Source organism: Pseudomonas sp. S2_A02, from assembly GCF_054668495.1.
Genome location: NZ_CP162776.1, coordinates 3,379,377 through 3,398,010 on the forward strand (window position 1 = coordinate 3,379,377; position 18,634 = coordinate 3,398,010).

An 18,634-nucleotide genomic window follows, 5' to 3' on the forward strand; every position below is an offset into this window, starting at 1 on the left:
CCGTCATCGAACACTGAAGATAATCATGTGCAAGTTTTTTGATGAGCTAATGGAAAGCGTGCAACAGATGAACGAAATCATCCGCGGTGGGCGTGAGCCTTCTCGCGAATTCCATGTTGATGCGTTGCAAGTCCAAGAAATTCGTAAGGCTACCGATCTGACTCAGGCCACAGCGCTGATTGACGACCGACTCGCCGCAAAGTCAGGCTTCATCAGCCTCATCGATATACACCCAACGGTAGATGCACCATGAACCTCGCCCCCAACTTCCCCGACGACCAAATCATGCACCTGCTCATGCAGCTGCTACACGAACAACTCGGCCTGCCCGAACGCAAAACCATCAGCCTCACCACCTCGATCAATTTCGACCTGAGCTGCGACGGCGCTGACGCGCGGCATTTGATGGAAGCGCTGGAAGAACAGTTTGGGATCGACTTCGTGGACTACGACGCTTATCGCTACTTTCAGCCGGAAGGGTTTGATGTGTTCCTCAAACGCAGGGCGAAAGGACGCGGCGACAAAATCCCACTGACCATTGGCATGCTTTACCAAGCGATCAAGGCGCAACTGTGGGATACAAAAGCACTGGAAAAGATCTAGCCGACCACTTAAGTGGCAATATTCTGGCTGTTTTTAGCGATTTGAGGTGGAATAATGGCAGTTTCAATAATCCGCCTCCCACGTATATCTGGAGCGGCCGTACTGGCAGAGTGAGTCTTGCTACACGTTGGGGCAGCTCAGCAGATCACCACATAAGTGCTATTATTCTGGCAGTTAAAGCCTAAAAACGAAGGAATAATGGCACATGGCTAAAAAACAGCCCCCCTGCTGCCGGCTGCATCCAGGTTGCTCGCCGAGTTTGGCGAACGACTCAAACTCGCTCGGCTACGTCGCAAGCTGACAGCCAAGCAAGTGGCTGAGAGAGCAGGTATGTCGCTGACAACGCTGCGCTCATTGGAGTCCGGCGGCTCGGGCGTGACGATGGGCGCCTATATGTCCGTGATGCAGGTTTTGGGCCTGGAGAAAGATTTGAGCAAGCTCGCAGCAACGGATGAGTTGGGACGCCAACTGCAAGACGCGCAATTAACCCCACGATCGAGCGTCGCAACCAGTAAACGCCAACGAGTGCGCAACGTGGCCCCAACGAAAGCGTCGTCACCCATTCAAGACCGGACGACGCAAGCACCGGAAAGTCCCATCTCCGATTCGGATCTTGAGGTTGATTTCCCATTGAACACCCACTCTTTTTCCAACTTGTTTACCAAGAAAAAATCTAAACCTGAGACGGATTAAAAATGACACTGATCGCGGTGTATGCCGATTGGGAAACCCTGCAAAGACCAAGGCGTCTTGGGTTTCTTCATGCCGGAAAGGCTCGCTCCACTAACGTGTTCGAGTTTGAGTACGACACTGCGGCTTTGGCCGATCCCGAGTTGAATTTCACGACGCTGGATCCTCGCATCAGGCTCTTCGAAGGGCGACAGTTCCCAGGACAGCACCAGACCCGCTTCGGCGTTTTTGCTGACTCAAGCCCGGATCGTTGGGGTCAACTGCTGATGAAACGCCGATTGGAACGGGACATCCGCGACGGCTTGGTCCCTAAGGGTACCAAGCTCTATGAATCGGATTTCCTGTTAGGCGTTCATGACCTCTATCGAGTCGGTGCTATTCGTTACAAGCTCAATGACGAAGGCAATTTTCTGGATGATCGAGATGGATTGGCGGCGCCTCCCTTCGTCGAGTTACGCGCGTTGGAGCAGGCAAGTCGAGCGTTGGAAAACGATCCAGACAACACGTCACTCGATGGGCGCGAGTGGCTGAGAATGCTGATCGCACCCGGTGGCTCATTGGGCGGTGCCAGACCCAAGGCCAGCGTTGCTGATAAGAATGGTCATTTGTGGATCGCCAAGTTTCCGAGCACTCGGGACGACTACGACGTCGGCGGATGGGAATTCGTGGTGAGTGTTCTGGCGAATCAATGCGGTCTGCGGGTGGCGAAGGGTATTGCGCAACGCTATGCGAGCGACCACCACTGCTTCATGGTCAAGCGCTTCGACCGTACCGAAACGGGTGGGCGACTACATTTCGCCTCAGCCATGACCATGACTGACCGCGTAGATGGTGACGATGCATCGGTGGGCGCCAGCTATCTAGAGCTGGCAGAAGTACTCATGGAGCACGGCTCAGAACCCGACGAAGATCTTCGCGAGTTGTGGTCGCGCATCGTGTTCAACATCCTGGTCTCCAATACCGACGACCACATGCGTAACCATGGCTTTCTTCTTGATCCCGGTCGTGGGTGGCGTCTCTCTGATGCCTACGACATGAATCCGGTAGCACACGCCGATGGGTTAAAGCTCAACATTACAGATGCCGACAATGCTTTGGATCTCGAACTTGTTCGCGAAGTGGCCGGGTACTTTCGGGTTAGCCGTGATGATGCGGAAGAGACGATTGAGAGTTTCCAAGAGATCGTGGGTCAGTGGGCAAAAGTAGCCAGTGCGGCAGGGCTGTCGAAGCGTGAACAAGACAATATGTCTACTGCATTTCGACTGTCTACCAAGTGACCCTGTATTGCTTGTCTTTCGCCCACAAAAAAGCCGCCCCGAAGGGCGGCTTTTTCATTCGCTAAATCCAAGCCTTACAGCTTAGGCCCGGCAGCCTTGATCGCATCGCTCACGTCAAACTTCTTGAAGTTCTCAACAAACAACCCAGCCAACGCCTTAGCCGCTTCATCATAAGCAGCCTTGTCAGCCCAGGTATTACGTGGGTTCAACAGGCCAGTCTCAACGCCCGGCACAGCCAACGGCACGTCCAGGTTGATGGTGTCCAGGTGTTCAGTCTCAGCACCGATCAACGCACCGCTCTGGATCGCTGCGATGACGCCGCGAGTGGTCGGGATGTTGAAGCGTTTGCCAACGCCGTAGCCACCGCCGGTCCAGCCGGTGTTGACCAGGTAGACCTTGGAGCCGAAGCCGCGGATGCGCTTGATCAGCAGTTCAGCGTATTCGCCGGCCGGACGCGGGAAGAACGGTGCGCCGAAGCAGGTAGAGAAGGTCGATTTGATGCCGCTGCCGGAACCCATTTCCGTCGAGCCCACCAGTGCGGTGTAGCCGGACAGGAAGTGGTAGGCCGCTTGTTCTTCGCTGAGGATCGAGACTGGCGGCAGGACGCCGGTCAGGTCGCAGGTCAGGAAGATCACAGCGTTTGGCTCGCCACCGAGGTTCTTCTCGGAACGCTTCTCGACGTGCTCCAGCGGGTACGCTGCGCGGCTGTTCTGGGTCAGGCTGCCGTCGGCGTAGTCGGCTTTCTTGGTGACGGGGTCGATTACGACGTTTTCCAGAACGGCGCCGTGCTTGATGGCTTTCCAGATGACCGGCTCGTTCTTCTCGGACAGGTCGATGCACTTGGCATAGCAACCGCCTTCGATGTTGAACACCACACCCTCGCCCCAGCCGTGCTCGTCGTCACCGATCAGGTAACGGCTTTCGTCGGCGGACAGGGTGGTTTTGCCGGTACCGGACAAACCGAAGAACAGGGTCACGTCGCCCTCTTCGCCGATGTTGGCGGCGCAGTGCATCGGCAGCACGTCAGCGGCCGGCAGCAGGAAATTCTGCACCGAGAACATGGCTTTCTTCATTTCACCGGCGTAGCGCATGCCGGCGATCAGCACTTTCTTCTGGGCGAAGTTGAGAATCACGCAGCCATCAGAGTTGGTACCGTCACGCTCTGGCACGCACTCGAAGTTGGCAACGTTGAGGACTTGCCACTCTTCACGGCCAGCCGGGTTGTACTGAGCTGGGTTGATGAACAGGCAACGACCGAACAGGTTCTGCCAGGCAGTCTGGGTGGTCATTTTCACGGCCAGGTAGTGCTCTTCGGCAGCACCTACATGCACGTGGGAAACGAAATGCTCTTGCGCGTTGTTGAAGGCCTCGACGCGAGCCCACAGGGCATCGAACTTGTCGGCCGGGAACTTGCGGTTGATCGGGCCCCAGGCGATAGCGTCCTGGGTGGTCGGCTCTTCAACGATGAAACGATCGACTGGCGAACGGCCGGTACGGTGACCGGTGCGAACAACCAGCGCGCCGGTATCGGCAAGCTCGCCTTCACCGCGATTCAGGGCTTCTTTAACCAGATCATCAACACTCAGATCGGTGTACACGGCGTTATTGGCTTGCGTCATGAGGTTCCCCGTCGGCCAGTGGCCGAGTGCTCCAAACGTTTTGTAGTAGAAAGTCGTGCACTACTACCGCGAAAAAAGTGGGCCGGATTATGCCAGAAAAGCCCAAAAAGTGTAGGGCCCTCCCGTCAGAACGGCGTTATTCCGGCGTTGAGCAGTGAATTTACCTGCGCTGAAACGTTTTAGTGACGGGTATCTGACGGCGTATCGACCCCTGCACCAGCGAACAATTGGGTGATATCGGCCGCGTCGAACAGGTAACGTTCGTTGCAAAACTGACAATCGATCTCCACGGCACCACCGTGTTCGATGACCAGTGCCTGAGCATCATCCAGACCCAAACTGACCAACGCATTGCCCGAGCGTTCCCGAGAGCAGCTGCAATGGAAACGTAAGTTCTGCACGTCAAACAGGCGCACCTGTTCTTCATGATAGAGGCGATGAAGCACGGTTTCGTTGTCCAGGCTCAGTAATTCATCGGCCGTCAGGGTGCTGGCCAGGGCGGTGATGTGCTGCCAGCTGGCGGCGCGTTCTTCTTCGTCTTTCAGACGGTCGGCAGGCAATTGCTGCAGCAACAGGCCACGGGCACGACGGCCATCGGCGTAGAGCCAGAAGCGCGTGCCGACCTGCTGAGACATGACGAAGTAGTTAGTGAAGCACTCCGAGAGAGTTTCGCCGTCGAGGTCGACGATGCCTTGGTAACGCTGGCCCTGAGTCGGGTCGACGGTCAGCGCCAGCACACCATTGGGCATCAAGTCGGCGAGGGTCGCATCCGGGGCGATCTGGTCGGCTTCGTAACGAGCCAGCCCACGGATTTCGCGCTCGCTGGAGCACTCGATCATGAGCAGCGGCACCGGGCCTTCGGAACGGGCCTGAAGAATCAGCAAGCCATCGAACTTCAAGGTGCCAACCAACAACGCTGCCGCCGCCATCAGCTCGCCCAGCAGTTGCGCGACCGGCTCCGGGTAGGCGTGTTTGGCGAGGACTTCGGCATAGCTACGCTCCAACCCAACCAGCTCGCCGCGGGTGTCGCTGTCATCGAAGATGAAGCGTTGGGTATAGTCGTTATCCGATAGATTGGTCATAGGTCTGGTATCTGAAAGGGTGACAAAAAAGAAAAATCGCGTCATTTCCGCATTTTTGCGGCGGGCAAGGTTCAGCCGTAACGGCATTTTATGAACAATCCGGGCTTGTTCCAAGCGAGGTCAAACCTCGCTTTTCGACGAACGGCATTTTCACTTTGACGCTGTCGAGTACACCCATATGGCTGCACAGGTGCGCGATTGCAAGTCTGCGCCCGACGGCGATCACTACTCGTCGTTGCTGTTTCCGCGAAACTTGAACAGATCCCGGCGCTGCTTCTTGCTCGGTTTGCCATCGGTGCTCACGCCCAACGCCCCTGCCTTGCGCATGGCCGCAGCCGCTTCACGTTTGGCGATGCTGGTCTCGGTTTCAGCATAGAGCGCCTGAGCCTCCGGCGCGCCACGACGCACGATCGACAGCGCCTGGACCACCACCGTACGCTCCTCGAAGCCGGTGCGAATCTGAAACTCGTCGCCAACCCTCGGCTCCTTGCCCGGCTTGCAGCGCTCGCCCCGGCAATGCACCTTGCCACTCTCAATCGCGGCCTTGGCCAAAGCACGTGTTTTATAAAAACGTGCGGCCCACAACCATTTATCGAGACGGACCTTGTCGTCCTCTTCGCTTTTTTGTGCCATCGGATGACCTCATTCTGAAATATCGATGAACTGTACTACCGTTTCTGTCGTGCCATGAATCATCACACTCTGGATTAGAATGCAGGCATTCCCCGCCAGTGAGGGATGGAAATCCAGGCAGTAGATATCTGTCGCCTTTTACCCATTATTCTGCGTGAATACCGCGAATTCGGCCGCACGCGGCCAGAGCGGTTTTACCGATTGAGCACTTTTGAAGACATTTGATCATTTGACCGTTATCGGTCTGCGCGAGTGGGTGGCGCTCCCGGATTTGGGAGTCGCGGGCCTTCGCGCAAAAATCGACACCGGCGCCAGCACCTCCAGCCTGCACGCCACCGATATCGAGCCGTTCGAGCGCGATGGGGAACAGTGGGTGCGCTTCACTGCGCACCTGGGCACGGTGGTTCAACTGCGACACCGGCGTTGCGAAGCCCCGCTGGTAACGAGAAAAACCATTAAAAGCTCCAACGGCCACGCGCAGATGCGCTATGTGGTCAGCACCACCCTGGCCCTTGGTGATCGGGTCTGGCGGGTCGAGTTCACCCTCGCCTGCCGCAAATCCATGCGATATCGCCTGCTACTCGGTTCCAAAGCCCTGATCGATGGCCAGTTGGTGGTCAATCCGGGCATTAAATATGTACAAGACAAGCCGGTGTTCCCGGTATCTACCTTCTCCACAGGTGTTGCATGAAGATCGCTGTGCTGTCGCGGAACCCGCGTCTGTATTCCACCCGTCGTCTGGTCGAAGCCGGTATAGAGCGTGGCCATGAAATGGTGGTGATCGACACCTTGCGCGCCTACATGAACATTGCCAGTCACAAGCCGCAAATCCACTATCGCGGCAAACCGCTGGAGGGTTTCGATGCGGTGATCCCGCGAATCGGCGCGTCAGTGACGTTTTATGGCTGCGCGGTGCTGCGCCAGTTCGAAATGATGGGGGTGTTTCCGCTCAACGAATCGGTGGCCATCGCCCGTTCGCGAGACAAACTGCGTTCGCTGCAATTGCTGTCGCGCCGGGGGATCGGTTTGCCGGTCACCGGTTTTGCCCACTCCCCGGATGACATTCCCGACTTGATCGAGATGGTCAACGGCGCGCCGCTGGTGATCAAGGTGCTGGAAGGTACCCAGGGCATCGGCGTGGTGCTGTGTGAAACGGCCACGGCGGCGGAGTCAGTGATCGAGGCGTTCATGGGCCTGAAGCAGAACATCATGGTTCAGGAATACATCAAGGAAGCCGGCGGTGCGGACATTCGTTGTTTCGTGGTCGGCGACAAGGTCATCGCGGCGATGAAGCGCCAGGCCAAGCCGGGGGAGTTTCGCTCCAACCTGCATCGCGGTGGCAGTGCGAGCCTGATCAAGATTACGCCGGAAGAACGCATGACTGCGTTGCGTGCGGCGAAGGTCATGGGGTTGGCGGTGGCGGGGGTGGATATCCTGCGCTCCAATCATGGGCCGCTGGTGATGGAAGTGAACTCATCGCCAGGGCTTGAAGGGATTGAAACCACCACCGGGAAGAACGTGGCGGGAATCATCATTGAGCATCTGGAGAAGAATGGCGGGCCGAATATGACTCGGACCAAAGGGAAAGGTTGAGGCTGGCAAGGTGATCGTTCCCACGCTCTGCGTGGGAATACCTCTACGGACGCTCCGCGTTCGGCTCTGGATGGGACGCGGAGCGTCCCGGGCTACACTCCCACGCGGAGCGTGGGAACGATCGATGGGAACGATCGAATCAGACAGCATCCCGCGGCAACATCAACCCAAGCGGCAACCGCACCCGCGCTTCCAGCCCACCACCGGACCGGTTGCGCAGCTCGACATTCCCGCCATGCATCGAAGCGATCCGCTTCACGATTGCCAACCCCAACCCGGTCCCCTTCCCGCCCCGAGCCCGATCGCCACGGGTGAACGGGTTGAAGATCGCCTCCAGTTCCGACGGATCGATCCCCGCGCCACGGTCCATGACGCTCAGTACCACATACGGCGCACTGGTATCTCCGGACACATAAGCCGCCACTTCGACGCCGCTGCCGGCGTGATGCAGAGCATTGCCGATCAGGTTGTTCAGCAACCGCTTCATCGACACCCGACGCAACGGGAACGGCTGGATCGGTTCCAGGCGCAAGTGCACTTTCTCTTCGTTCTGGTTGTACGGCGCGGCGACTTCGCGAACCAGATCGCTCAGGTCCACTTCTTCCACCGACTCGTCACGTCCGTCACGAATGAACGCCAGGAACTGATCCAGAATCGCGTCCATGTCTTCGATGTCGCGGATCATGTCGTCTGTCAGGTCGCTGTGATCGCCCATCAGCTCCAGGGATAGTCGCAAACGGGTCAGTGGCGTGCGTAGATCGTGAGAGACCCCGGCCAGCATCAGCTCCCGTTCGCGCCCCGCCTGTTCAACGTCTTCAGCCATTTGGTTGAAGGCGCGATAAACCTCGGTCATCTCGCTCGGTGTATCGCTGATCGGCAGGCGCACGCTGCGGCCCTGACCGAGTTGCCTCGCGGCATAGACCAGACGTTTCAGCGGTTGATTGAGCTGGCTGACGAAGATCCACGCCGAGGCGGTGGACAGCAGACCAATGGCGAGGAACCAGCCAAGCACGTTCCAGATTTTCTGGCCGCGCAATGGGTGCGGGTACAGCGGCACTTTCAGCCAGCCATCGCCCAGGCTTGGCGCCCGGACCCACAGCGCTGGCGGCGAATGCATGCGTAATCGCACTTCGGTGTCGGCACCCAATTCGGCCTGCATCTGTCGCTGGTAGATCTCGCTGTAGGGCCAGTGCTGTTCGCCTTCCGGCACACCGGCACCCACCACCCGGATCAGGGTCGCGGCATCGGCGATTTTCGTGCGGTTTTCTTCATCAGCGGCCCAATAGGCGCGCAGCGTCAGGGCAACGCCGTGACTGTATTGGCGGTCCACCAGCACATCTTCGTTCATCAACAGATAAACCAGGGTCAGCGCCTTGGAGAACAGGACGACGATCAACACCAGCCACAGGGTGCGGGAGAAGAAGCTCTGGGGGAACCAAACAGGGGTTTTCATGGGTAACCGCTACACACTTGCAGGAGCGAGCGATGCTCGCATATTGCGGATCGCGAGTCTGCGGACAATCATCCGCAAGACCCGCTCCTACAAATCACCGATCACTTCGTGGCGGCGCCATCCGGAACGAACACGTAACCCACGCCCCAGACGGTCTGGATGTAGCGTGGTTTGGACGGATCGGGCTCGATCATCCGGCGCAGACGGGAAATCTGCACGTCGATGGAACGCTCCAGGGCATCCCACTCGCGGCCACGGGCCAGGTTCATCAGTTTGTCGCGGGTCAGTGGCTGACGCGCGTTCATGACCAACGCCTTGAGCACCGCAAACTCACCGGTGGTGAGCATGTGCACTTCGTCGCCGCGCTTGAGTTCGCGGGTGGCCAGGGACAGTTCGTAGTCACCGAAGGTCACGCTTTCGTCTTCGCTGCCCGGGGCGCCCGGCACCGGTGCCGCCTGACGACGCAGAACCGCTTTGACCCGAGCCATCAGCTCGTCCGGGTTGAACGGCTTAGCCAGGTAATCGTCGGCGCCCAGCTCCAGGCCCTTGATGCGGCTAAGCTCATCGCCCTTGGCGGTCAGCATGATGATCGGAATCTGATTGTTCGCCGTGCGCAGGCGGCGGCAAGCGGTCAGGCCGTCTTCGCCGGGCAGCATCAGGTCGAGGACGACCAGGTTGAACACCTCACGCGCCAGCAGGCGGTCCATTTGTTCGGTGTTCGGTACGGCGCGGGCACGGTAGCCCTTGCTGACGAAAAAGCGTTCCAGCAGGCTGCTCAGCCCAGGATCGTCGTCAACAATTAGAATTTTTTCGCCTTCAGCAATGTTTGCAGTGCTGCTCATTGGATGCTCCTTTGATCTCGGCGCGCATTATGGCGTAGCTGCCGTTATACGCACCGTGTGCATTGTTAGCAGATTTTTCCTTCACCGCCAGAAAACCGGGCATTGTGCCTACAACCAGCGATGCCCCCGAATGGACAGAACGCTGGTTATAATGCGCGGCCTTTTGTGTCAGGCAACGTCTGATCGTTACTGCAAGCAGCCGCTTTTTTTCATGGCGCTGGCAGTAATTGTTCGATTTCACGGGTCAACGGGAAGCCTGTTGGCTCAGGTAGCGGCGCACGCCAGGCCGCTCAACCAGACTCGCCGAGCCCTTATCTCTGCGCCTGCGAGCCTGCTTTCACAATTTGTCAGGTGGTTTTATGGACAGCATCAACAGCCGCATCGCCGAGGAACTCGGTGTACGCCCACAACAGGTCGAAGCGGCCGTCGCGCTACTCGATGAAGGCTCTACCGTTCCCTTCATCGCCCGCTACCGGAAAGAAGTGACCGGCAGCCTCGATGACATCCAGTTGCGTCATCTGGAAGAGCGTCTGCGCTACCTGCGAGAACTCGACGAACGGCGGATCAGCATCCTCGCCAGCATTCAAGAGCAGGGCAAACTGACCCCGCAACTCGAACGCGACATCAAACTCGCCGACACCAAGACCCGTCTCGAAGACTTGTACCTGCCGTACAAGCAGAAGCGCCGCACCAAGGGCCAGATCGCCCTGGAAGCCGGCCTCGGCGAGTTGGCCGACGGCCTGTTCAACGACCCGACCCTGAACCCTGAAGCCGAAGCCGCGCGCTTCATCGACGCCGAAAAAGGCGTGGCCGATGTGAAAGCCGCCCTTGAAGGCGCCAAATACATCCTCATGGAGCGCTTCGCCGAAGACGCTGGCCTGCTGGACAAGTTGCGCAACTACCTCAAGCAGGAAGCCACCCTCAGTGCCCGCGTGATCGCTGGCAAGGAAGAGGAAGGCGCCAAGTTCCGCGACTATTTCGAGCACGACGAACCGCTGAAAAGCATGCCATCGCACCGCGCACTGGCGATTTTCCGTGGCCGCAACGAAGGCATCCTCAGTTCCGCGCTGAAAGTCGGCGATGAACTGCCGGGCACCATGCACCCGTGCGAAGGCATGATCGGTCAGCAATTCGGCATTCAGAACCAGAACCGCGCCGCCGACAAATGGCTGGGCGAAGTGGTGCGCTGGACTTGGAAGGTCAAGCTCTACACCCACCTGGAAACCGACCTGCTGGGCGAACTGCGCGATGGCGCGGAAACCGAAGCGATCAACGTGTTCGCACACAACCTGCACGACTTGCTGCTGTCGGCTCCGGCCGGTCCGCGTGCCACATTGGGCCTTGACCCGGGTCTGCGCACCGGTTGCAAGGTCGCCGTGGTCGATGCCACCGGCAAGCTGCTGGATCACGCCACGGTTTACCCGCACGTGCCGCACAACAAGTGGGACCAGACCCTCGCTGTGCTCGCCGCCCTGTGCGCTAAGCATTCCGTCGATCTGATCGCCATCGGCAACGGCACCGCCAGCCGTGAAACCGACAAGCTCGCCGCTGAACTGATCAAAAAATACCCAGCCATGAAGATGACTAAAGTCATGGTTTCCGAGGCCGGTGCATCGGTGTACTCGGCGTCGGAACTGGCCTCCAAGGAATTCCCGGACCTCGACGTGTCGATCCGTGGCGCGGTGTCGATTGCCCGTCGCTTGCAGGATCCGCTGGCTGAGTTGGTGAAGATCGATCCAAAATCCATCGGCGTCGGCCAGTACCAGCACGACGTGTCGCAGCTGAAACTGGCACGCGGCCTGGACGCGGTGGTCGAGGACTGCGTGAACGCCGTGGGCGTCGACGTCAACACCGCCTCCGTGGCGCTGCTGGCGCGCATCTCCGGCCTCAACGCGACCCTGGCACAGAACATCGTCAGCCACCGTGACGAGCACGGTGCCTTCAAAACCCGTGCGGCGCTGAAAAAAGTCGCGCGTCTGGGTGAAAAAACCTTCGAACAGGCTGCGGGCTTCCTGCGCGTCATGAACGGTGATAACCCATTGGATTCGTCCGCGGTTCACCCGGAAGCCTATCCGCTGGTACAGCGCATTGCCGCTGAAACCGACCGTGACATTCGCTCGCTGATCGGCGACGCGAGCTTCCTCAAGCGTCTCGATCCGAAGAAGTACACCGACGAAACGTTCGGTCTGCCGACGGTCACCGACATCCTGCAAGAGCTGGAAAAACCCGGTCGCGACCCACGTCCCGAGTTCAAGACCGCCGAGTTCCAGGAAGGCGTCGAAGACCTCAAGGACCTGCAACTGGGGATGATCCTCGAAGGTGTGGTAACGAACGTGACCAACTTCGGCGCCTTCGTCGACATCGGCGTTCATCAGGACGGTTTGGTACACATCTCCGCGCTGTCGGAGAAGTTCATCAAGGATCCGCGCGAAGCGGTGAAGGCCGGTGATGTGGTCAAGGTGAAGGTCATGGAAGTCGACATCCCGCGCAAACGCGTTGGCCTGTCGATGCGCATGAGCGACACCCCGGGCGAGAAGATCGACGGTGCCCGTGGCGCGCGTCCGGGTTCGGCACCACGCCAATCCCAGAACACCGCACCGCGCAAGGAAACCACGGCAGCAGCCCCGGCCAACAACGCCATGGCCTCGCTGTTCGCTAACGCCAAACAGTTGAAAAAACGCTGATGGAGATCCCGGCGGGCTTGACCGAAAGCGCGTTTTTCAAGCTGCTGGGGTGTCGCTTGCACAGTCTGGAAACCGGGGTGGCGCAAGTCGCCCTGGCGCTTGAGCCAGAACTGCGCAATCGCGGCGGCAAATTGCACGGCGGCGCTTTGTTCAGTCTGGTCGACATTGCCATGGGGCTGGCCTGTTCCAGCACCCACGGCTTTGACCAGCAGAGCGCAACCATCGAGTGCAAGATCAACTACATCCGCGCCGTCGCCGACGGTGAAGTGATGTGCACGGCCCGGGTGATCCATCCGGGCCGCCGCACGCTGGTGGTCGAAGCCGACGTGATGCAAGACGACAAACTCGTCGCAAAAGCACAAGGCACGTTCGCTGTCCTGTAGCCCCCAATCATCAATTTGAGTTAATTTCGACACTGCGAATCCTGTGGGAGCGAGCCTGCTCGCGATGGCGGTGTGTCAGACGACCTAAATGTTGACTGACAGGCCCCCATCGCGAGCAGGCTCGCTCCCACAGGGATTGTGCAGTTCTTGACTAACCAGCATTAGGCCTGCGCGGCTAAAAAACCAGGCGAAAACGCCAGTTTTAACTTCACCCTTGTAGACCGTCTTGCCCACCCCCATATTGGGGCGACTGACGCGTGAAGGAATCCAACTTGAGCGAACTTCTCAACCGCCGCCTGGCTCTGCTCGGCGAGCGCGCTAACCTCTCTCTGCTCGAACAGTGCCTTCACGGCATCGAACGTGAATGCCTGCGCGTGACAGGCGAAGGGCGCCTGGCGCAAACGCCGCACCCCGAAGCATTGGGTTCCGCGCTGACCAATGAACAAATCACCACCGACTACTCTGAGTCGCTGCTGGAATTCATCACGCCAGCCCTGCCAGACCCGGCGGATACGCTGGCGAGCCTGGACAAAATTCATCGGTTTGCCTACAGCAAGCTCGGCAATGAGTACCTGTGGAGTCCATCGATGCCGTGCCCGTTGCCGGCCGAGGAAGACATCCCGATCGCTTATTACGGCACCTCCAACATCGGTCAGCTCAAGTACGTCTATCGCAAGGGCCTGGCTCTGCGTTACGGCAAGACCATGCAGTGCATCGCCGGAATCCACTACAACTTTTCCCTGCCGGAAAAGCTCTGGCCGCTGCTTAAAGAGGCCGAAGGCTTTGTCGGCACCGATCGCGATTATCAGTCGTCGGCCTACATCGCGCTGATTCGCAACTTCCGCCGCTACAGCTGGCTGCTGATGTACCTGTTCGGTGCTTCGCCTGCGCTGGATGCCGGTTTCCTGCGCGGTCGTTCGCATCAGTTGGAACAGCTGGACCCGGACACCTTGTACCTGCCGTACGCCACCAGCCTGCGCATGAGCGATCTGGGTTACCAGAGCAACGCCCAGGCCGGTCTGACGCCGTGCTACAACGATCTGACCAGCTACACCGACAGCCTGCGCAAAGCGGTGGCCACGCCTTACCCGCCGTACGTCGAGGTCGGTACGCACCAGGACGGTGAGTGGGTTCAGCTCAACACCAACATCCTGCAGATCGAAAACGAGTACTACTCCAACATCCGTCCGAAACGCGTGACCTACACCGGTGAGCGGCCGATCCAGGCGCTGGTGGCCCGTGGCATTCAATACGTCGAAGCGCGCTGCCTGGACATCAACCCCTTCTTGCCGATGGGCATCGACCTCACCGAGTCGCGGTTCCTTGATGCGTTCCTGCTGTACTGCGCGCTGAACGACAGCCCGCTGCTGACCAGTACCAGCTGCGGCAACGCGACGTCGAACTTCCTCAGCGTGGTCAAGGAAGGTCGTCGTCCGGGCCTGCAATTGCAACGCGACGGGCAGCCGGTAGACCTGAAGGAATGGGCCAGCGAATTGCTGGAAAAGATTGCGCCATTGGCGGCGTTACTGGATCAAAGCCATGGCGGCGATGCCCACAGCAAGGCACTGGACGCACAACTGGCCAAGGTCCAGGACTCGTCCCTGACGCCATCGGCGCAGGTGTTGGCGGCGATGGCCGAGCACAAGGAAAGCTTTGCTGAGTTCTCCTTGCGTCAGAGTCAGGTGCATGCGGAATTTTTCCGTAGCGAGCCGCTTTCAGACGAAGATCAGGCTAAATTTGAAGAACTGGCGCGCTCGTCGCTGGCTCAGCAGGTGGAGCTGGAACAGAACGAAGTCGGCGATTTCGATGTGTTTGTCGGGTCGTACCAGGCGAGTATTCTGGCGATCAGTAATTAGATCGCAAACCTCTGTGGCGAGGGAGCTTGCTCCCGCTCGGCTGCGCAGCAGCCGTAAAATCTGCGACCGTGTTCAATCAGACACACCTTCGCTGTTTTTGGGAGTCCTTCGGCCTCCAGCGGGAGCAAGCTCCCTCGCCACAAAAGCGATATACAACTACGCTCTCTTAGAATTTTCCGCTCATAAGGTAATTCGAAAAAGTTATTTATTTTCGGATTCTTATATCATTTAGTCTCCTTTTTACGCCGACTCTCGGTCGCCTGACAAGGAGCTTCCCGATGAAACTGACTTCCCCTCTTCGCCTTCTGGCCGCCGCGTTTCTGGCTTCGGCCAGTTTCTTGGCTCAGGCGGCAGATGTGACCGTCGCCTACCAGACCACCGTTGACCCGGCCAAAGTCGCCCAAGCCGACGGCACCTACGAAAAAGCCACCAAAGCCAACATCGACTGGCGCAAATTCGACAACGGCGCCGACATCATTGCCGCCATCGCTTCCGGCGATGTGCAAATCGGCTACCTCGGTTCCAGCCCCCTGACGGCGGCAATCACTCGCAAAGTCCCGGTAGAAACCTTCCTCATCGCCACCCAGATCGGCGCCGCCGAAGCGCTGGTCGCTCGCGACGGTTCCGGGATCAAGACTGCGCAAGACCTGATCGGCAAGAAAATCGCCGTACCGTTCGTTTCCACCGGCCACTACAGCCTGCTGGCCGCGCTGAAACACTGGAACATCGACCCATCGAAAGTCACCGTGCTCAACCTCACCCCGCCAGCGATCATTGCTGCGTGGAAACGCGGTGATATCGACGCCACCTACGTATGGGACCCGGCGCTCGGCGTGGCCAAGGAGAACGGTAAAGTGCTGATCACCTCGGGCGAACTGGCCAAGTTCGGCGCGCCGACTTTCGATGCCTGGATCGTGCGTAAGGATTTCGCCGAGAAACACCCGGAAATCGTCACCGCGTTCGCCAAAGTGACCCTCGATGCCTATGCCGACTACCGCAAAGACCCGAAAGCCTGGCTCGCCAACCAAAGCAATGTCGACAAACTGGTGAAGCTCTCCGGTGCCAAGGCCAGCGACATTCCATTGCTGCTGCAAGGCAACGTCTTCCCGCTCGCGGCTGATCAGGTGATCACCCTCGGCGCGCCGACCACCAAGGCCATCACCGACACTGCGGTGTTCCTCAAGGAACAGGGCAAGGTCGAGGCCGTGCTGCCGGACTATGCGCCGTACGTCAGCGCCAAATACATCACCAATTGATCGGGAGTTAACCGCGATGGCTTTGCTACAGCTGGAGCGCATCAGCGCACAGTATCCCGGCGCAGCGGAACCTGTGCTGACGGATATTTCCTTGAGCCTGGGACCCCGGCAGTTACTGGTCGCCCTCGGCCCGTCCGGCAGTGGCAAGACCTCGCTGTTGAACCTGATTGCCGGTTTCGTCGAGCCCAGTGCCGGGCGCATCACCCTTGACGGCGTGCCGGTCAAAGGCCCGAGTGCCGAGCGCGGCGTGGTATTCCAGGACGATGCCCTGCTGCCTTGGCAGGACGTGCTGGCCAACGTCGGCTTCGGTCTGGAACTGGCTGGCATTGCGCGGGAAAAACGTGAGCAGCGCGCCCGGGAAATGCTCGCGCTGGTGGACCTTACCGGTTTCGAAAATCGCCGAATCTGGCAGCTCTCGGGCGGGCAGAAGCAACGTGTCGGCCTCGCTCGTGCACTTGCCGCAGACCCTCGGGTTTTGCTGATGGATGAACCCTTCGGTGCCCTCGACGCCTTCACCCGCGAACAGATGCAGGAGCTGTTGCTGCAAGTCTGGCAACGCACCGCCAAACCGGTGTTCCTGATTACCCACGACATTGAAGAAGCGGTGTTCCTCGCCACAGATCTGATTCTGCTGGCGCCCAACCCCGGGCAAATCGTCGAGCGTCTGAGCCTGGACTTCGGTCAGCGTTATGCCGCTGGCGAATCGGCGCGGGCGATCAAATCCGACCCACGCTTTATCGAAACCCGCGAACACGTGCTCGCCAAAGTGTTCTCCCAACGCAGTGCCGTCCAGCGGCAGGAGCGCGCATGAGCACCTATGAAATTCCCGCCGCGACGGGGAAATCGAGCTCGACGGTCATTCCGCTGCGTCGCAGTTTGAACACGCGCTGGATCAGCGTGCTGACCCTGATCGCATTGTTGGCGATCTGGTGGGCCGTCACGGCCACCGGTTTGATCGAACCGCTGTTCCTGCCACCACCGTCCGCCGTGCTGCAAAAAGGTTGGCTGCTGGTGACCACCGGCTACATGGATTCGACCTTGTGGCAGCACTTGGGCGCGAGCCTCAGCCGTATTGGCCTGGGCCTGGGCTTCGCCGTGCTGACCGCCGTGCCGGTCGGCATCGCCATCGGCCACAACCGCATCGCTCGCGGCATTCTCGATCCGCTGATCGAGTTCTATCGCCCGATTCCGCCACTGGCTTATTTGCCGCTGATCGTAATCTGGTGCGGCATCGGGGAGTTGTCGAAAGTCTTGTTGATCTACCTGGCGATCTTCGCCCCGATCGCGATTGCCACTGCCACTGGCGTGCGCACCGTCGACCCGGCGAAATTACGCGCCGCGCAGTCGTTGGGCGCGACTCGGGCGCAGTTGATTCGGCATGTGATTCTGCCCAGTGCCTTGCCGGACATTTTGACCGGCGTGCGGATTGGCCTGGGCGTGGGTTGGTCGACGCTGGTGGCCGCCGAGTTGATCGCCGCCACCAGCGGTTTGGGCTTCATGGTGCAGTCGGCCGCGCAATTCCTGGTCACCGATGTGGTGGTGCTGGGGATTCTGGTGATCGCATTGATCGCCTTCGCCATGGAAATGGGCCTGCGTGCGCTACAACGCAAACTGGTGCCATGGCACGGCCAGGCTCACTGAAAAATCATCATGCGAAAAACCCTGTGGGAGCGAGCCTGCTCGCGATGGCGGTGTATCAGCAGCCATGTCGCCTGACACTCCGCTATCGCGAGCAGGCTCGCTCCCACAAAAGTTCGACACCTCGAATTCGAAGAGAAATACCATGAGCAGCCTGACCATCGTCCCTTTAAGCTCCGCCCTCGGCGCGCAAATCAGCGGCATCGACATCAGCCAGCCGCTGAGTCTGGAACAACGCGACGCCATCGAACAGGCGCTGCTCAAGCATCAAGTGCTGTTCTTCCGCGACCAGCCGATCGAGCCGCAGCAGCAAGCGCGATTTGCCGCCTATTTCGGCGACCTGCACATCCACCCGATCTACCCAAACGTGCCGGAGCAGCCAGAAGTGCTGGTCCTCGACACCGCGGTTACCGACGTGCGGGACAACGCGATCTGGCACACCGACGTGACCTTCCTGCCGACCCCGGCGATGGGCGCGGTGCTCAGCGCCAAACTGCTGCCGGAATTTGGCGGCGACACGCTATGGGCCAGTGGTATTGCGGCGTATGAAGCACTGTCCGCACCGATGAAAACACTGCTCGAAGGGCTGACCGCTACTCACGATTTCACCCGCTCGTTCCCACTGGAACGCTATGGCAATACACCGCAAGCTTTGGCCCAGTGGGAAGAAGCCCGGCGCAAGAACCCGCCGCTATCGCACCCAGTGATTCGCACGCACCCGGTAAGCGGGCGCCGGTCATTGTTCGTCAATGAAGGGTTCACGTCGAAGATCAATGAGCTGTCGGAAACGGAAAGCGAGGTGATTCTGAAATTCTTGTTCGCCCACACCACACGGCCGGAATTCACCATCCGTTGGCGCTGGCAGAAAGACGACATCGCGTTCTGGGACAATCGCGTGACCCAGCATCACGCGGTGGATGATTACCGCCCGGCGCGGCGGGTGATGCAGCGGGCGACGGTGTTGGGGGATGTGCCTTTCTTCCGGTGATTCGCCAGTTTTTGTACTGACATAGATGGCCCCATCG

At 59.2% G+C, this 18,634-nt stretch carries 19 protein-coding genes; 13 read left to right on the forward strand and 6 right to left on the reverse strand.

Going from position 1 to position 18,634, the window contains the following annotated elements; all coding sequences use genetic code 11:
• Positions 1 to 25 precede the first annotated feature (25 nt).
• From AB4O41_RS15455 to AB4O41_RS15470, 4 genes are all read left to right on the forward strand, one after another.
• A complete protein-coding gene (locus AB4O41_RS15455) occupies positions 26 to 253 on the forward strand; it encodes a hypothetical protein (RefSeq protein WP_460143785.1) in 228 nt (75 codons plus the stop codon).
• Complete coding sequence (locus tag AB4O41_RS15460; protein ID WP_460143786.1) at positions 250 to 603, forward strand: DUF1493 family protein; 354 nt, start codon at positions 250 to 252, stop codon at positions 601 to 603. Before AB4O41_RS15455 ends, AB4O41_RS15460 begins: the two co-directional genes overlap by 4 nt.
• Before the next feature lie 225 nt (positions 604 to 828).
• On the forward strand, positions 829 to 1,296 hold the full coding sequence (locus AB4O41_RS15465) for a helix-turn-helix domain-containing protein (RefSeq protein WP_460148350.1): 468 nt from the start codon (positions 829 to 831) through the stop codon (positions 1,294 to 1,296).
• A gap of 2 nt (positions 1,297 to 1,298) precedes the next feature.
• Entirely contained in the window at positions 1,299 to 2,570 is a 1,272-nt protein-coding gene (locus AB4O41_RS15470) for a type II toxin-antitoxin system HipA family toxin (RefSeq protein ID WP_460143787.1), read from the forward strand.
• Between the two features lie 74 nt (positions 2,571 to 2,644).
• On the opposite strand, the gene AB4O41_RS15475 is transcribed toward AB4O41_RS15470, so the two are convergent.
• The 3 genes from AB4O41_RS15475 to AB4O41_RS15485 form a co-directional block, all read right to left on the reverse strand.
• On the reverse strand, positions 2,645 to 4,189 hold the full coding sequence (locus AB4O41_RS15475; RefSeq protein WP_237887111.1) for a phosphoenolpyruvate carboxykinase: 1,545 nt from the start codon (positions 4,187 to 4,189) through the stop codon (positions 2,645 to 2,647).
• Between the two features lie 179 nt (positions 4,190 to 4,368).
• Positions 4,369 to 5,271, reverse strand: coding sequence for an Hsp33 family molecular chaperone HslO (gene hslO, locus AB4O41_RS15480; protein ID WP_038978495.1), 903 nt, complete (start codon positions 5,269 to 5,271; stop codon positions 4,369 to 4,371).
• 225 nt (positions 5,272 to 5,496) lie between these two features.
• Entirely contained in the window at positions 5,497 to 5,904 is a 408-nt protein-coding gene (locus AB4O41_RS15485; protein WP_460143789.1) for an RNA-binding S4 domain-containing protein, read from the reverse strand.
• 211 nt (positions 5,905 to 6,115) lie between these two features.
• Here AB4O41_RS15485 and rimB point away from each other — a divergent pair, with 211 nt between their 5' ends.
• On the forward strand, positions 6,116 to 6,595 hold the full coding sequence (rimB, locus tag AB4O41_RS15490; protein ID WP_007903080.1) for a retropepsin-like aspartic endopeptidase RimB: 480 nt from the start codon (positions 6,116 to 6,118) through the stop codon (positions 6,593 to 6,595).
• Entirely contained in the window at positions 6,592 to 7,497 is a 906-nt protein-coding gene (gene rimK, locus AB4O41_RS15495; protein WP_007903081.1) for a 30S ribosomal protein S6--L-glutamate ligase, read from the forward strand. The genes rimB and rimK overlap by 4 nt, the downstream gene beginning before the upstream one ends.
• 139 nt (positions 7,498 to 7,636) lie before the next feature.
• Here rimK and AB4O41_RS15500 read toward each other — a convergent pair whose 3' ends face one another.
• The 3 genes from AB4O41_RS15500 to AB4O41_RS15510 all read right to left on the reverse strand — a co-directional run bounded on the left by AB4O41_RS15500 (position 7,637) and on the right by AB4O41_RS15510 (position 10,033).
• On the reverse strand, positions 7,637 to 8,950 hold the full coding sequence (locus tag AB4O41_RS15500; protein WP_038978493.1) for an ATP-binding protein: 1,314 nt from the start codon (positions 8,948 to 8,950) through the stop codon (positions 7,637 to 7,639).
• A 101-nt stretch (positions 8,951 to 9,051) separates the two neighbouring features.
• The gene (ompR, locus tag AB4O41_RS15505; protein ID WP_007903084.1) at positions 9,052 to 9,792 is read right to left on the reverse strand and encodes an osmolarity response regulator transcription factor OmpR; all 741 of its coding nucleotides are present in this window, start codon (positions 9,790 to 9,792) and stop codon (positions 9,052 to 9,054) included.
• Positions 9,767 to 10,033, reverse strand: a complete 267-nt coding sequence (locus AB4O41_RS15510; protein WP_460143790.1) for a hypothetical protein — start codon at positions 10,031 to 10,033, stop codon at positions 9,767 to 9,769. Before AB4O41_RS15510 ends, ompR begins: the two co-directional genes overlap by 26 nt.
• Before the next feature lie 118 nt (positions 10,034 to 10,151).
• Here AB4O41_RS15510 and AB4O41_RS15515 point away from each other — a divergent pair, with 118 nt between their 5' ends.
• From AB4O41_RS15515 to tauD, 7 genes are all read left to right on the forward strand, one after another.
• Positions 10,152 to 12,476, forward strand: coding sequence for a Tex family protein (locus AB4O41_RS15515; protein WP_008076563.1), 2,325 nt, complete (start codon positions 10,152 to 10,154; stop codon positions 12,474 to 12,476).
• Entirely contained in the window at positions 12,476 to 12,859 is a 384-nt protein-coding gene (locus AB4O41_RS15520) for a PaaI family thioesterase (RefSeq protein ID WP_460143791.1), read from the forward strand. The genes AB4O41_RS15515 and AB4O41_RS15520 overlap by 1 nt, the downstream gene beginning before the upstream one ends.
• Positions 12,860 to 13,131: 272 nt before the next feature.
• Positions 13,132 to 14,715 carry a glutamate--cysteine ligase gene (gshA, locus tag AB4O41_RS15525; protein ID WP_460143792.1) on the forward strand — a complete coding sequence of 528 codons (1,584 nt, stop codon included), beginning with the start codon at positions 13,132 to 13,134 and terminating at the stop codon, positions 14,713 to 14,715.
• 278 nt (positions 14,716 to 14,993) lie between these two features.
• Positions 14,994 to 15,971 carry a taurine ABC transporter substrate-binding protein gene (gene tauA, locus AB4O41_RS15530; protein WP_460143794.1) on the forward strand — a complete coding sequence of 326 codons (978 nt, stop codon included), beginning with the start codon at positions 14,994 to 14,996 and terminating at the stop codon, positions 15,969 to 15,971.
• 16 nt (positions 15,972 to 15,987) lie between these two features.
• Positions 15,988 to 16,782 carry a taurine ABC transporter ATP-binding subunit gene (gene tauB / locus AB4O41_RS15535; protein WP_460143795.1) on the forward strand — a complete coding sequence of 265 codons (795 nt, stop codon included), beginning with the start codon at positions 15,988 to 15,990 and terminating at the stop codon, positions 16,780 to 16,782.
• Positions 16,779 to 17,612, forward strand: coding sequence for a taurine ABC transporter permease TauC (tauC, locus tag AB4O41_RS15540; RefSeq protein ID WP_460143796.1), 834 nt, complete (start codon positions 16,779 to 16,781; stop codon positions 17,610 to 17,612). The genes tauB and tauC overlap by 4 nt, the downstream gene beginning before the upstream one ends.
• Positions 17,613 to 17,754: 142 nt before the next feature.
• Positions 17,755 to 18,597, forward strand: a complete 843-nt coding sequence (gene tauD / locus AB4O41_RS15545; RefSeq protein WP_460143798.1) for a taurine dioxygenase — start codon at positions 17,755 to 17,757, stop codon at positions 18,595 to 18,597.
• Positions 18,598 to 18,634: the final 37 nt, after the last annotated feature.

Excerpts from the sequence above, each read along its gene's own strand:
- AB4O41_RS15455 (WP_460143785.1), top strand. The coding sequence starts at position 26 with ATGTGCAAGTTTTTTGATGAGCTAATGGAAAGCGTGCAACAGATGAAC.
- AB4O41_RS15460 (WP_460143786.1), top strand. The coding sequence starts at position 250 with ATGAACCTCGCCCCCAACTTCCCCGACGACCAAATCATGCACCTGCTC.
- AB4O41_RS15470 (WP_460143787.1), top strand. The coding sequence starts at position 1,299 with ATGACACTGATCGCGGTGTATGCCGATTGGGAAACCCTGCAAAGACCA.
- AB4O41_RS15475 (WP_237887111.1), bottom strand. The coding sequence starts at position 4,189 with ATGACGCAAGCCAATAACGCCGTGTACACCGATCTGAGTGTTGATGAT.
- hslO (WP_038978495.1), bottom strand. The coding sequence starts at position 5,271 with ATGACCAATCTATCGGATAACGACTATACCCAACGCTTCATCTTCGAT.
- AB4O41_RS15485 (WP_460143789.1), bottom strand. The coding sequence starts at position 5,904 with ATGGCACAAAAAAGCGAAGAGGACGACAAGGTCCGTCTCGATAAATGG.
- rimK (WP_007903081.1), top strand. The coding sequence starts at position 6,592 with ATGAAGATCGCTGTGCTGTCGCGGAACCCGCGTCTGTATTCCACCCGT.
- AB4O41_RS15500 (WP_038978493.1), bottom strand. The coding sequence starts at position 8,950 with ATGAAAACCCCTGTTTGGTTCCCCCAGAGCTTCTTCTCCCGCACCCTG.
- ompR (WP_007903084.1), bottom strand. The coding sequence starts at position 9,792 with ATGAGCAGCACTGCAAACATTGCTGAAGGCGAAAAAATTCTAATTGTT.
- AB4O41_RS15515 (WP_008076563.1), top strand. The coding sequence starts at position 10,152 with ATGGACAGCATCAACAGCCGCATCGCCGAGGAACTCGGTGTACGCCCA.
- AB4O41_RS15520 (WP_460143791.1), top strand. The coding sequence starts at position 12,476 with ATGGAGATCCCGGCGGGCTTGACCGAAAGCGCGTTTTTCAAGCTGCTG.
- tauA (WP_460143794.1), top strand. The coding sequence starts at position 14,994 with ATGAAACTGACTTCCCCTCTTCGCCTTCTGGCCGCCGCGTTTCTGGCT.
- tauB (WP_460143795.1), top strand. The coding sequence starts at position 15,988 with ATGGCTTTGCTACAGCTGGAGCGCATCAGCGCACAGTATCCCGGCGCA.
- tauC (WP_460143796.1), top strand. The coding sequence starts at position 16,779 with ATGAGCACCTATGAAATTCCCGCCGCGACGGGGAAATCGAGCTCGACG.
- tauD (WP_460143798.1), top strand. The coding sequence starts at position 17,755 with ATGAGCAGCCTGACCATCGTCCCTTTAAGCTCCGCCCTCGGCGCGCAA.